This window comes from Pedobacter sp. (assembly GCF_965279535.1).
Classification (GTDB): domain Bacteria; phylum Bacteroidota; class Bacteroidia; order Sphingobacteriales; family Sphingobacteriaceae; genus Pedobacter.
Genome location: NZ_OZ257244.1, coordinates 4,650,559 through 4,663,660, shown reverse-complemented (window position 1 = coordinate 4,663,660; position 13,102 = coordinate 4,650,559). Strand labels below are relative to the sequence as shown.

The 13,102-nt window shown below is 37.5% G+C and carries 14 protein-coding genes; 3 read left to right on the top strand and 11 right to left on the bottom strand.

Going from position 1 to position 13,102, the window contains the following annotated elements; translation table 11 throughout:
- Positions 1–77 precede the first annotated feature (77 nt).
- Together ACQY77_RS19400 and dnaJ are read left to right on the top strand one after the other, a co-directional pair.
- Positions 78–659 (top strand): nucleotide exchange factor GrpE, encoded by a 582-nt coding sequence (locus ACQY77_RS19400; RefSeq protein WP_421940666.1) that lies wholly within the window; start codon positions 78–80, stop codon positions 657–659.
- Positions 660–750: 91 nt separating this feature from the next.
- Positions 751–1,914, top strand: coding sequence for a molecular chaperone DnaJ (dnaJ, locus tag ACQY77_RS19395; protein ID WP_421940667.1), 1,164 nt, complete (start codon positions 751–753; stop codon positions 1,912–1,914).
- A 108-nt stretch (positions 1,915–2,022) separates the two neighbouring features.
- On the opposite strand, the gene ACQY77_RS19390 is transcribed toward dnaJ, so the two are convergent.
- Complete coding sequence (locus tag ACQY77_RS19390) at positions 2,023–2,973, bottom strand: DUF3829 domain-containing protein (RefSeq protein WP_421940668.1); 951 nt, start codon at positions 2,971–2,973, stop codon at positions 2,023–2,025.
- A 246-nt stretch (positions 2,974–3,219) separates the two neighbouring features.
- Here ACQY77_RS19390 and ACQY77_RS19385 point away from each other — a divergent pair, with 246 nt between their 5' ends.
- Entirely contained in the window at positions 3,220–4,143 is a 924-nt protein-coding gene (locus ACQY77_RS19385) for an exopolyphosphatase (RefSeq protein WP_421940669.1), read from the top strand.
- Here ACQY77_RS19385 and ACQY77_RS19380 read toward each other — a convergent pair whose 3' ends face one another.
- The 10 genes from ACQY77_RS19380 to ACQY77_RS19335 all read right to left on the bottom strand — a co-directional run bounded on the left by ACQY77_RS19380 (position 4,144) and on the right by ACQY77_RS19335 (position 13,099).
- A complete protein-coding gene (locus ACQY77_RS19380) occupies positions 4,144–4,818 on the bottom strand; it encodes a hypothetical protein (RefSeq protein WP_421940670.1) in 675 nt (224 codons plus the stop codon).
- A gap of 76 nt (positions 4,819–4,894) precedes the next feature.
- Positions 4,895–6,367, bottom strand: a complete 1,473-nt coding sequence (locus ACQY77_RS19375; RefSeq protein WP_421940671.1) for a hypothetical protein — start codon at positions 6,365–6,367, stop codon at positions 4,895–4,897.
- A 73-nt stretch (positions 6,368–6,440) separates the two neighbouring features.
- Complete coding sequence (locus ACQY77_RS19370; protein WP_421940672.1) at positions 6,441–7,004, bottom strand: Maf family protein; 564 nt, start codon at positions 7,002–7,004, stop codon at positions 6,441–6,443.
- Between the two features lie 70 nt (positions 7,005–7,074).
- The gene (locus ACQY77_RS19365) at positions 7,075–7,479 is read right to left on the bottom strand and encodes a hypothetical protein (RefSeq protein ID WP_421940673.1); all 405 of its coding nucleotides are present in this window, start codon (positions 7,477–7,479) and stop codon (positions 7,075–7,077) included.
- A 97-nt stretch (positions 7,480–7,576) separates the two neighbouring features.
- Positions 7,577–8,407, bottom strand: coding sequence for a universal stress protein (locus ACQY77_RS19360; RefSeq protein WP_421940674.1), 831 nt, complete (start codon positions 8,405–8,407; stop codon positions 7,577–7,579).
- Positions 8,408–8,570: 163 nt separating this feature from the next.
- Positions 8,571–9,098, bottom strand: coding sequence for a KdsC family phosphatase (locus ACQY77_RS19355; RefSeq protein WP_421940675.1), 528 nt, complete (start codon positions 9,096–9,098; stop codon positions 8,571–8,573).
- Between the two features lie 48 nt (positions 9,099–9,146).
- Positions 9,147–9,389, bottom strand: coding sequence for a Fe-S cluster assembly protein IscX (gene iscX / locus ACQY77_RS19350; RefSeq protein WP_421940676.1), 243 nt, complete (start codon positions 9,387–9,389; stop codon positions 9,147–9,149).
- Between the two features lie 105 nt (positions 9,390–9,494).
- A complete protein-coding gene (locus ACQY77_RS19345; protein WP_090882903.1) occupies positions 9,495–9,827 on the bottom strand; it encodes a 2Fe-2S iron-sulfur cluster-binding protein in 333 nt (110 codons plus the stop codon).
- Between the two features lie 40 nt (positions 9,828–9,867).
- Positions 9,868–10,629: a Rossmann-like and DUF2520 domain-containing protein gene (locus ACQY77_RS19340; protein WP_421940677.1), complete on the bottom strand. Its 762-nt coding sequence runs from the start codon at positions 10,627–10,629 to the stop codon at positions 9,868–9,870.
- Between the two features lies 1 nt (position 10,630).
- A complete protein-coding gene (locus tag ACQY77_RS19335; RefSeq protein ID WP_421940678.1) occupies positions 10,631–13,099 on the bottom strand; it encodes a heme lyase CcmF/NrfE family subunit in 2,469 nt (822 codons plus the stop codon).
- Between the last annotated feature and the right edge of the window lie 3 nt (positions 13,100–13,102).

Below are 13,102 nucleotides of genomic sequence, written 5' to 3'. Positions count from 1 at the left end.
ATAAATCTGACAGCTTGGCTGATTTTCTTTTATGGCAAAATAGTTGAGATTAACACAAAAAAATTCAGCCTACAATTATGTTTAATAAGAAGAAAAATAACGATAAAGAAGAAAATATAATGAATACTGAAAATACATCAGAAAATATCACTGAAAATGTGGAAAATACTGATGCCCCTACCAATGAAACAGAACAGGCTCCAGAATTATCTGCAGAAGAGAAATTACAAGCAGAAGTTCAACAGCTAAATGATAAATATTTACGTTTATATGCCGAATTTGATAATTATAAACGTCGTACACAAAAAGAACGTGTAGAATTATTACAAACGGCTGGTAAAGACGTTATTGTGTCTATGTTACCAGTTTTAGACGATTTTGACCGTGCTTTAAAAGCAATGGAAACCGCTGCCGATGTTGCCCCTGTTAAAGAAGGCGTATTGTTGGTACACCATAAAATCAAAAATATTTTAGGCCAGAAAGGCTTAAAAGAAGTGGAAAGCATCAGTAAAGATTTTGACACTGATTTTCACGAAGCCATAACCAATATCCCTGCGCCTACAGATGACCTTAAAGGAAAAGTGATAGACGAAGTTGAAAAAGGATATACTTTAAATGACAATGTGATTCGCTTTGCTAAAGTAGTAGTTGGAGCGTAAAAAATAATTTTGAATGATTAAATTTTGAATGATTGAAGGTTCAAACCATTCTTTCATGCGCTAATTCCCTCATTCAATCATTAAAATAAAGATGAGTAAAAGAGATTATTACGACGTACTAGGGGTAAGTAAAGGCTCCTCAGCCGATGAGATTAAAAAAGCTTATCGCAAGATGGCTATCAAATATCACCCGGATAAAAATCCCGGAGATAAGGCCGCTGAAGATAAGTTTAAAGAGGCTGCAGAAGCTTACGAAGTTTTAAGTAGTCCGGAGAAGAAGCAACGTTATGACCAATTTGGGCATGCCGGTGTAGGCAGCAGTGCCTCTGGCGGTTATGGTGGCGGACACATGAACATGGATGATATCTTCAGCAATTTTGGGGATATTTTTGGTGGTCATAATCCATTTGAGAGCTTTTTCGGAGGTGGTGGCGGTGGCCAGCAACGTGGTGGCAGACGGGTAGCAAAAGGCACCAATCTTCGCATTAAAGTAAAATTAACTTTGGAAGAAATCGCACACGGTGCAGAAAAGAAAATCAAGGTAAACAAACTTATTGTTTGTAAAACCTGCGATGGTTCTGGTGCTAAAGATAAATCATCGGTAAGTACTTGTGGCACTTGTGGCGGTAGCGGTCAGGTTCGCAGAGTAACCAATACTATTTTGGGCCAGATGCAAACTGCATCTACCTGCCCTACTTGTAACGGTAGCGGCCAGCAAATTACTTCTAAATGTAATGTTTGCCATGGCGATGGTGTGGTAAGAGGAGAAGAAACCATTACCATTAACATTCCTGCAGGCGTAAGCGAAGGCATGCAGTTAAGCATGAGTGGAAAAGGTAATGCAGCACCAAATGGTGGTATCCCGGGCGATTTAATTATCTTAATCGAAGAAACCCCTCATGAAACACTAAAACGTGAAGGCAACAACATCGTTTACGATTTACATTTAAGCTTTGTTGATGCGGCATTGGGAATGAGTATTGAAGTGCCAACTATTGATGGTAAAGCAAAAATCAAGATAGAACCGGGTACACAAAGTGGAAAATTGTTGCGCTTAAAAGGTAAAGGGTTACCAGAAGTGAATTCTTACCACAGAGGTGACGAGATTATTCACATCAACATCTGGACACCTAAAGCCTTAAGTAGTGAAGAACGCAGTACCTTAGAAAAACTACGTGAATCGCCTAACTTTAAGCCACAACCGGGTAAAAATGAGAAAAACTTCTTCGAAAGAATGAAGGAATATTTTGAATAAGCATTTTTTCGAAATCTATATAAATAAGAAAACCGATATCAAAAGTATCGGTTTTCTTGCTTTCAGACCTAATTTGGCACTAAGCTAGCCAAAATCCAAAGGAAAGCACTAGTCAACAAAATTGTTGTAAGCAGAACGCATATTATCCTGTTTCCGCACCAATTCGTCAATATTGTACGTTGTCAATTTCCCAGAAGCAGAAGCATCACGCATCATTTTTCGAGCAGCAATCAGGTAATCATTTAAGCGATCGTTAAAATTCTTAAAATACCCATCTTTTCCTGGAAACTTACTTCCATCAGGTGGAGTCATTTCATTATGCTTTTTGTACTGCTCTTCAAGTGTCTGATAAGCTGTTTTAGCTTTTGCCTCAATAGCTTTATAATTTTCATTACTTGCCATCAGTTTAGTAAAAGCAGCAACGTCACTTCTATCATCTTTTAAGGCAAATATATACTCCTTCAGCGGATGTGTTTTGAGAATAATCCTTTCAGCATCATCTCCAATCACTTCAAGTTTAGCTAAAACCTGATCATCATAAGTATAGTATTTTTTGCCCATAGCATAAATCGAATCTACCAGGGCTTTTCCTTTAACACCTTTATCATCTTTCCAATCCTCTGCTTTAATATACTCATCTAAAGTTTTGTAAGTGGCTTTAATTCTATCGAGGGTTGTGGTCATCGATGCTACATTTTCTTTAAAAAATTTCTGATCCTCTTTACTTAACGCATCAGGCGGAGTATCAGGCTTAACCTTGTTACTCGTTATATGATTAATCGCAAAAGGTGATATCAAACCAATAAAGGCAAAGCGATCCGTTGGGTTCTCAAGACCTTTTCCGATTTTGATGATATTATCTTCAATTCGTTTAATATAATCGTTATTCTTGTCTGTAAAGCTCACCATAACATTATTATACTCAATAATGGCATTGGCATCTTCATCATCTGCTTCAGCATAAGCAGTTTTAGCATTATTGTCTTTCTTTCCATCATTTTTACACGCAGTAAATGACAGGGCGAGCGCAAGGGCGGTTAATTTTAAGAATGATTTCATAGGTTTTTAAATTGTTTTCATAAATCTGATCCTTGTAAAGCAAATAATACTCCAAAAAGTTTTATTTATTTTGAAAAGGAAATTTCTGCACCTATCAAGGTTAGTCGGGCTATCCTCTCTAGCCCTCGTTCCTCGGGGCTGCCGTTTCTATCCCGTTTAATAATTTCAAGCCACTGCTCATAAAAAAACAAGCCTATAGCCCAATAAATATTTTTTCTACCTTTAGCAAGGCTAAACATTAAACTTATGCGTTTCGCAGCAATAGATCTCGGCACCAATACATTTCATCTACTCATTGCAGAAGTGCAGGGCACAACATTTGAAATCCTTTATAAAACAAACGTGCCTGTAAAACTGGGAGAAGGTAGAATCAATGAAAACATCATTATACCGGCAGCTTTTGAAAGAGGCTTAAATACATTAAAGAGCTTTGCAGAAATGATTGAAAAACATGAAGTTGACCAGGTAAGGGCTACTGCAACGTCGGCTGTTAGAAGTGCAGAGAACGGCTTTGAATTTGTTCAGCAGGTAAAAGCGCAAGCCAACATTACCATCGAAGCCATTTCTGGCGATGAAGAGGCCGAATTAATTTATCAGGGAGTAAAACTAAGTGGTGCCATTCAGGAACTTTCGTTAATTATGGATATTGGCGGCGGGAGTGTAGAATTTATTCTCTGCGATACACAAAAACTAATCTGGAAAAAAAGTTATAACATCGGTGCTGCCCGGTTAATGCAGCAGTTCTTTAAATCAGACCCCATTACCGATGAGGAGAAAGGTGCTATACTCAATCATATCCAAACCCAACTGGCAGCGCTATTCGATATCTGCGAAATTCATCGACCACAGGTTTTAATAGGCTCTGCCGGTGCTTTTGAAACCTTTGCAGAACTTATTATCCAGAAAAAAAATCAAACTACTGATATCAAAAATGTAAAAACCTTCGATTTTGAGTTTGATGATTATATTGCTATAGCCATCCAGCTCATTAATGCTACACATAACGAAAGAGCCGCAATGAAGGGAATGATTCCATTGCGGGTAGATATGATTGTAGTGGCTGCCCTGATTACCAACTACGTGATGGGTAGATTAAAACTGAACAGGCTTGTCCTTTCAACTTACGATTTGAAAATGGGTTTATTAAATAAATTCATTGATAGCAAGTGATTATCTTCCTTTAACAGGCATCACTATCTTTCCCACAATAAAAGTTTCCTGAACTGCAAGTTTAATTGGTAATTGCTGCTCTTTTTCATAATTAACTGATAAAGAACCTGAAAATTGTAAACTCTCCACCTTCAACAAGGTATTTTTGTAATCGAAATGATCTGGGAGTTTAAATTCATAACGCCCATTACGATCTGTTGTTAAAACAATTGAGGTATTCAAAATGGAAAGTCTTATTCCGGCTGCAGGTTTATTGTTCAGGTCTAAAACATACCCAACTATTTTTTTAACCTTTTTGGTTTCCCCTTTATGCTTCCCTATTGTATTATCAATGAATTCAATCGGCGCTTTCAACACCTCAGCTTTAGCTTCTTGGATCATTAAACTTGCGCCAATAGCCAAAACGCCTAAATATTTCATCCAGTTTCGATTGGTAACCGGCACAACCGATAAATGATAGTTTAACTGATTAAGCTGAGATTGACTTAAACGTCCGCAAACCTGGCCCTGGGCGCTTGAAAGTGTTGCAATGATCTCCGCATTAGAATACCCCGTAAAATCGATTACACATTTGCTACATGCGGCACAGAAGTTATATCCTTCTAACTTCTCCATCTCATCCCAGTTTTGCTGGCAAGGATCGGGTATCGTAATTTGCTTAATTCCAGGTTTCATATCGTTTAATTTTTTAAGATGATGTATGAATTAAATAATTTCCATAACCGGATAAAAATAAACCTAAATGAACTTTCTATTTACCCTCTTTGTTAGTACCTAATCTTCCGGCTAAATAATCGGGCAATGTTTTAATTGCCGTATCCAGTTTTCGAACATTGGCAACCTTAGTATCTTTATTGGTAAGGCTGTAATTGTAATTTAGAAACAAGTAATAAATCAACATTCTATTATAATCATCCAACTGGTTATCAGAAATCATACTCAGCATCTTTTCTTCAATCAACCTATTGTCTTTGGTTTCAGACAAGGCCCTTCCCAATCTATTGATACTTCCATTATAATGGTTAATGCTCGGGTTTTCAACCCTGAGACTTATACCTAACAATAAATCCAATACATTAATATCTAAAACTTCTAATTCTTTAATATAGGTTTGTCTCATTGCCTGTGCATAACTCCCATCGCTCATCCGATCAAATTTATCATTCATAATATCCAGATGCGACCTCAGAAAAACCTCCCATTTAGCTGTTTCGGCAGATAGCATCGCAATTTTCATGGCGTGTTTTCTTGGACTGTCGTCCATGCTGCACATACCTACCACAATTCTATGGCGCTTTAATTCTAACGCGGTTTCCTTCGAATAGTATAATTGAACAAGCTCTTCAAGCTCCTCGTTCGAGTTATGATTCTTCAGCGCCTCTTCTGTTGCTTCTTTTAATAATATACTAAATTGAGGATCATTCTTGTACAAGCTATCAATTTTCTGTTTTTTAATTTTATCCAGGTCATCAAGCTTTTTATAAAAATCTTTATCGTTTACATCCAGGCCTTTCGTTCTGACTGTCCTTGCCGAAACATAACCATCCAATAATTTTGCCTTTACCAATTTATTATTAATAGATCTCCATCTATCTTTTGAGGCATTTTCGTAAAAAACCTGCGTCGCCGTATCTATCATACAATCAGCATACTGTATCATTTTGGCATAGGTTAAGGGGATCTGATTTTGCTTAAATGCATCCTTAATAAAAAAGGCACATAGCGATTCTTTCGAGTATTTATTCGCAGGCTGATGAGAGATTAACCATGAATTTTTGGATGGTTTAATTTTAATCTGATAACCTGTAAATGTTATCTGATGATGGTATTTCCCAGCCAGTTCCAGGCTACTAAACTCAATAACAGGTTGTCCTTTATAGTTTTTATAATCGAATTTTACAATCAGTAAATCAGATACAGTTTCTGCTGTAGGGTATTTCTTCTTGAAGTCTTCATAAGAAATATTGGCTTCAAGATCCTGCTTAGCTTCACTTATTGGTATATCAGACAGCGAAACATAGTGCCCAATGGCTTGTGATTTTGCCTTATAAACTTTGTTTAGTTCACAAACCTTGAACTTCAGGTTTAAAGAATCGACGATAGATTTTAGTTTCCCAATTGTGCGATCAGAATAAAGCAGGTCCTGGCCAGTTTCTCCAAATTCATTTTGAGCAAAGCCAGCCACAGCACAGGTCCAAATCAAAAACGTTAATATCAGTTTCATAATGTTTAAGTTTAGCATTTGAAACAGATGATGAATCGTTTACGAATTTTCCATAAACATTGCTGAAGCTAAATTAAATTATTTTTAAAAGCGCTGAATAAAGCTTTTCGGTTGGTAAGCCCATCACATTTGTATAGGAGCCTTCTATATGCTGAACTACAACAATGCCCCACCAATCCTGTACACCATAGCTACCTGCCTTATCAAATGGATGATAGTTATCAATATAAAAATCAATCTCTTCTGAAGTAACCTCCTTGCAATACACAGCAGTTCTATCATAAAACGAATACATAGCTTCTCCTTTTACCAGGGTAACGCCTGTAAAAACTTCGTGTTTGCTTCCTGATAGCTTGGCCAGCATTTCTTGAGCATGAGCCCGATCTGTCGGTTTTCCTAAAATTTCACCATTTAGCGCCACAATGGTATCGGCGGTTATGACTATAGCACCATCTGCATGGAATGCTTTAGCCTTTTGTTCCGATATATATACTGCAATTTCTGCAGGGCTTAATCCTTCAGGATAGCTTTCATCTACATCTTTAAGTTCTACCTTAAAATTCAGTCCCATTAAGTTTAACAGTTCCTGTCTGCGTGGTGATTTAGAGGCGAGTATAATTGGTGTATTCGATAACATGATAGAAATTTTGGTCTAAAATAACAAAAGCGGCTTAGATGGCCGCTTTGTTATTTATATTTTGAGGGTATTAGTTATTTCCACCACCCTGACCACCTTGCATACGCTTCTGCATTTCAGCGCGTTGCTCCTTTTGCCAGGCTTCGTAAGTTTTTTTCTGATCTTCGGTTAACACGGCAGTAACTTTTGCATCATTATCCGCACGCATTTTTTGCATTTTCTCTCTCATTGCATCTCTGTCGCCACCCTGCATTTCTTCACGTAGTTTTTTCATACTATCTGCCTGCTCAGTAAAAACTGCTGTTAACTTTGTTTTTTGATCATCAGATAATTTTAATTTCTCATCTAACTGTTTTACACGCTCTTCAGGTTTCATCATCATTCTGCCCTGTCCACGTCCACCACCTTGTTGTTGCGCATTTGCAAAGCCAGCAATACCTAGTATTAATCCGCAAATCATCATTAATTTTTTCATGTTTCTTGTTGTTTTAAAATTTAGACTGATTTGAGCTAAAAAAAAATCAATAGTTTAACCTGTGCATGTAACTTCGTTGTTGCAAAAAAACAAAGGGTTAGTCCTTAAGTAGTAGTACCGGTACATGAGATTTTATAGTAAGCTTTTGAGAAACGCTTTGATGCAGTAGATTTTCAAAAAAACTATATTTTTTTGGTAATGCAATTAACAATTGAGCTTCTTCGGCCTTCGCAAACTTAACTATTCCTTTGATCATATCCGGATGTTCTGCATAGTGGTATTGGGGATTAAAATCCTTGAGCATGTCGTGTAAAAAATGTGCTTCGTCCGAATCAACCGGATTACCAGAATTGATATTTAGCACTAGAAGTTCTATGGCATGTTTACTCAGAATATTCTTTAAGGCATGCATCGGGATCACCTCTTTTACCTTTTTAAAATCGCAAGCCAGAATAACTTTGCGGATAGACTGATAATCTGCCTTTGGTGGTACTACCAGAACCGGCACCGGGCTAGCCTTAGATACTTTTATTGCATTAGAACCTATATCGCTTTCCTCCTTAGCTTTCTTTCCATTACTCCCTATTATAATCAGATCAATAGGTTCTTCATTCACCCGATCAATTATAGATCTTAAAATAGTTTCCCTGGTTAAAGAAAGTTCAATATCTGCATTCGGATTAATCTCCAGTAGTTTCTCCTTCAATCTCGTTAACGCATCTCTCCTTCTTATAATTTCGTCTGCAATATGGTCATCAGTAGTCACGATTAGATCGGGTGTGGGTAAAATGCTTTCGTATTCTGAAACATAGTAAGCATTTAATAAAATTATTTTAGCATCGTTCATCGCCCAACTTAAACGGGCAGCATATTTAGCAGCATGATCAGCTGTTTTAGAGAAATCTACAGGTACAAGGTAAGTGCTCATATCATTAAAATTAACAATTTTTACATTCATAAATTAATCAATCGATTGATTGATGGATGAATGTAAATTTCGCATATTGTACCTTGTATCGCAAATTTTAATTGCCTGAATTTTATAATCTTATTGAAATAATAAGATCAGCATTGCCCGTCGAGTATTAAACTTATTTACCCGAATCTGCAGCTTGCGGATTTTCGTCGTGCCAGCGTCCCTGTACTTTCATAACCTTTTCGATAATGTCCCGAACGGCTGTTTTTCCACCATTATAAGGTGAAATAAAAGTAGAAATGGCTTTGATCTCTTCTACAGCATCTGCCGGGCAGGTAGGGAGTCCTACTAATTTCATCACCTTTAAATCTGGTATATCATCTCCCATGTATAGCACTTCATCTGCTGTAAGGCTTTTATTCAGCAGGTATTGTTGAAAAAGGGCTACTTTATCACCTGCAGCTAAAAAAACATCGGTAATGCCCAAATTGCTAAAACGCTTTGCCATGGCTATGCCATCGCCTCCGGATATAATGCAGATATTATACCCTTTTTTAACCGCCAACTGCATCGCATAACCATCCTTGATATTGAAGGTACGGAGAGACTGGCCATTATCAGTAACCTGAACAGAACCATCTGTAAGTACGCCATCAACATCAAAGATGAAAGTGGTAATATCTTTTAGCTTTTGCAGAAACATCTTTTTTGTTCTAGACTATCCGACCCGAGATTTTGGACTGGGGACTAATTACTGATTGTCTCTCCATTCGTAAACCCAGGCAGATTGAATTTGCTCTAAATGTCCTTCGTTACTTTCTTCTCTTGTACCTTTAAAATTTGGAAGTGTTAAAACCCACTCCAATAAATCGGTAAAGCGCACACGGTATATTTTAGTTTCAGAAAAATCATCACCAAATTTCTCATATAAAGACATTGCAATATCTTCATAATCATTCCAGTAAAATGGTAATGCGAACTTTTCGTTATTCATGTTTTGTTAATTGTTGTTTTGGTTATTTTTTGATTGCTTTTCAGACACATGTCTTCATGCGCCGGTACAAAGATTAAGAACTGCAGACTTATGACCCAGACTCAATTAGTGTCCCATAAATCCAGATTGATCTGGAATCGTTACTTCAATATCACCATTGATTACCACGCACTGGCATCCCAGGCGGGAAGTAATTTTAGGTTGAACTGCTCTATCGATAAAGTCTTCTTCTTTATCAGAGATTTCCTGAATGTTATCCATTCCCTTAGTTACGTAAACATGGCAGGTACTGCAACCGCATACGCCACCACAATTGTGTTGCAACTCGATACCATTATCCAGGCAAACATCTAAAACAGATTCGCCAGCAGCAATAGGTAATTCTACAGGCTCGTGATCTGCCTCTTCAAAGTTTATTTTAAGTTTAAAAATGCTCATAATTATTTTGCAAAAGTAATAAGCAAAAGCGGCAATTACGCTATTTATGTGTTATTTTAATGCTATTGCTTAAGGTTTGATAAATTTCCTGCAATTCGGGCAGGTTTGACAGCATTTTTAAATGCTTATCCATGGTGCGTTCGTCGCCTCTTATCGCTGGCCCAGTCTGCACATTATCAGGCAGATTGACCATTACCTTATCTGCAGTTTCTGCAATCAAAGGTCTCACTATATCAAAATCTAAATTGTGTTGTTGTAAAATCTGATTTGCTAAAGCATACAAATGATTTGGAAAATTACATGCAAAAACTGCTGCTAAGTGTAGAACTTTTCTCTTTTCTCCATCCAACTCATAAACCTTACTACTTAATTTACCCGCAAGCTCACGTAATAAAATAAGATCCTGTTCCTCAGCTTCCAAACAAATTGGAATGTGTCTGAAAGAAACATTTCTACTTTTAGAAAAGGTTTGTAAAGGATAAAATACCCCTGCCCTTTTCACCTGATCAGATAAAATACTTAAATCTGTTGTACCCGATGTATGTACAACTAATCCGTTCACATGGTTTAACTCAGCCGCTACAGCGGATATAGCATCGTCTTTAACCGAAATGATATAAAGTTCTGCCTTCGTGTTGATTGCGGCAAGATTACTTATTGCAGATGCAGCAACCTTCTCGGCCAGATTATTTGCATTTGTTAAGTTCGGACTGTAAACCTGTACAATTTCTTCTCCTATCGCTTTTAGCGAGAGGGCTAATTGTGTGGCCACATTTCCCGATCCTAATATTACAATGCGCATCTTATCCTATTTGAGCTTCTTTTCTACGTCTGAAGATGGATAGGATAAAGCCTATCACCATGACAATTGTTCCTGCCCAGTATAAGTTGATAAAAGGGAATTCTATTGCTTTGAAAACTACCCAGTCTTTTGCCTGCTGTGGTTTTTCGAAGATCTGTAATTCTACTTTTTTCTCTTCAGGAAGTACTTTCGAGAAACGGAATTTTAAATCCAGTTCATCCACTTTACGTGCAAAATCGAAGGTATTATTGCCCTTAATTAAGAAGATTGGCTCTGTGTTGAATACTTTACCGGCAGCACTAATCTCTAAAGGTAAGCCTACAGCAAAATCACCTTGTGCTAAAACTAAATCTTTTGCAGCTGGTTTTCTGTTTAAATCTTTAACCGTTACAATACCGCTTGCAGTATGAATGGTATCACCTGCAGCTACTTTAACAATCCTTGGTGCTTTATAATTTTCATCATCAGAATGACCTTCATGATCTTCGTGAGATTCTTGCTTAATTGCAGCACTGGTAATGTGGGTATACACATCGTAAGTAAGGTAATGTTTGGTATCGGGAGAGGCAATTAAACCCATCTTCTCATTATCCTGAACATGTGGATGTAAATCAAAATCTTCTTTCACCTTACCTGTTTTCTCATCCATTACCTTGAAGTTGAGGGTATAGAATGTATTTGGAGCTACTGCTGTATCAGCTACATAAGTTACCGTGTACTTGCCCATTTGCTTAGGCTCATTCTTATACAGCATAATGTTCTCCCCAGGTTTCTCGGTTTTCTCGAAATCCTTTACCGGAATGAAGTTATTGGCATTTATAGATAATGGCTTATTGGTTGCCGCAGATATCAATGCGCCTAATATTAAAAAGGCAAAACCAATATGTGCTACCGCAGCACCAGCCAATTTCGCTTTACCACCAAAAGCCTGATAAAGAATACTGGCGTTTGACAATACCGCAAACATGCAGCTAAAAGTGATCAGGATATACATGGTATTGGTGTAAATCTCTGCCACATAAACTAAACCTGCGGTTAATACAATAGAAAAAATTACTGCAGAAACTAAACTGCTGTAGAATTTTCTTGGATCAGTTCTCTTATACTTCAGGTATTGAGAGAAACCAGAAATTAGAGTTATTAACACTGCAAAAGGAGCCTGCCATTGATTGTAATACTTTACTGCATCTATTGGAGGTGTAAATTTAGTTCCAAAAGCTTTGTTGAACACCGGAACTGAAGTAGAGAAGATAACCTGGATACAGGCGATGGTTACCACCAATGCACCAATAAACATCCAGAATTCACGTGAATAAGTTTCTTCATCCTTAGTTGTAATGGGAAGATCCTTCCACCTTTTTACGATTAAAAAGACTGCTAAAACGGCAAATACAACATTATAAAGAATAAGATGGCCAAACATTCCCATATCGGTAAATGAGTGGACCGAAGTATCGCCCAAAATCCCGCTTCTGGTTAAAAATGATGCATATAAAACCAATAGGAAGCTTAAAAAAACCAGCGCTATTGCCGTAAAGTAAGCATGACCAGTATTTTTATAAGCAATCATAACGTGTACAGCACCAATTAGGGTTAACCAAGGAATCAGGGAAGCATTCTCTACCGGATCCCAAGCCCAGAACCCACCAAAGTTTAGTGCTTCGTAAGCCCAGAAAGATCCCATGATAATTCCTGTTCCCAAAATCATCACCGCAAATAGTGCCCAGGGCATGGCAGGTTTAATCCATTCTTTGTATTTTTTTTGCCAGAGACCAGCAATACCATAAGCAAATGGAACAACCATACTGGCAAAACCTAAGAATAAGGTTGGTGGGTGGATAACCATCCAATAGTTTTGAAGGAGTGGATTTAAGCCTTTTCCATCGACAATAAACTTTAAATATTGACTGTAATTTTCAGGATTTGCAAAAACAACGGGAGCCATTGATTTTAGATCAACTGCATCTCTGAGTAAGATAAATGGTGAACTACCAATGCGTTCTCCAAAAATCTCTACGCCCAAAAGCATTGATGTTAAAAACGCCTGAGAGAATGCTACAACAGTCATTACGGGACGTTCCCAGTTCTTAGCCTTCCAGATGAGTATAGCTCCTAAAACAGATTGCCAGAAGGCCCAAAGCCAGAAACTCCCCTCCTGTCCTTCCCAAAATGCAGAAATAATATAATAAACAGGAAGTTGTTTTGAAGAGTGTGAATAAACGTAATGATATTCGTAATAGTGCCCTAAAACCAGGTAAAACAAAATGGCACCAATACCAATAATACTTCCCCAATTTACTAAGAATCCAATTCTACCCAGATTACGCCAAGATTTGTCATCTATATTTTTTTCTCGACTGGCGTAAAAATACGCGATGGTTGAAAGTAACGAAGCACTAAACGCCAGCACAATAAAAAACTGCCCTATTTTACCAGGTAGCAGGTTTTCGCCTACAAATTGAATATCCATTAA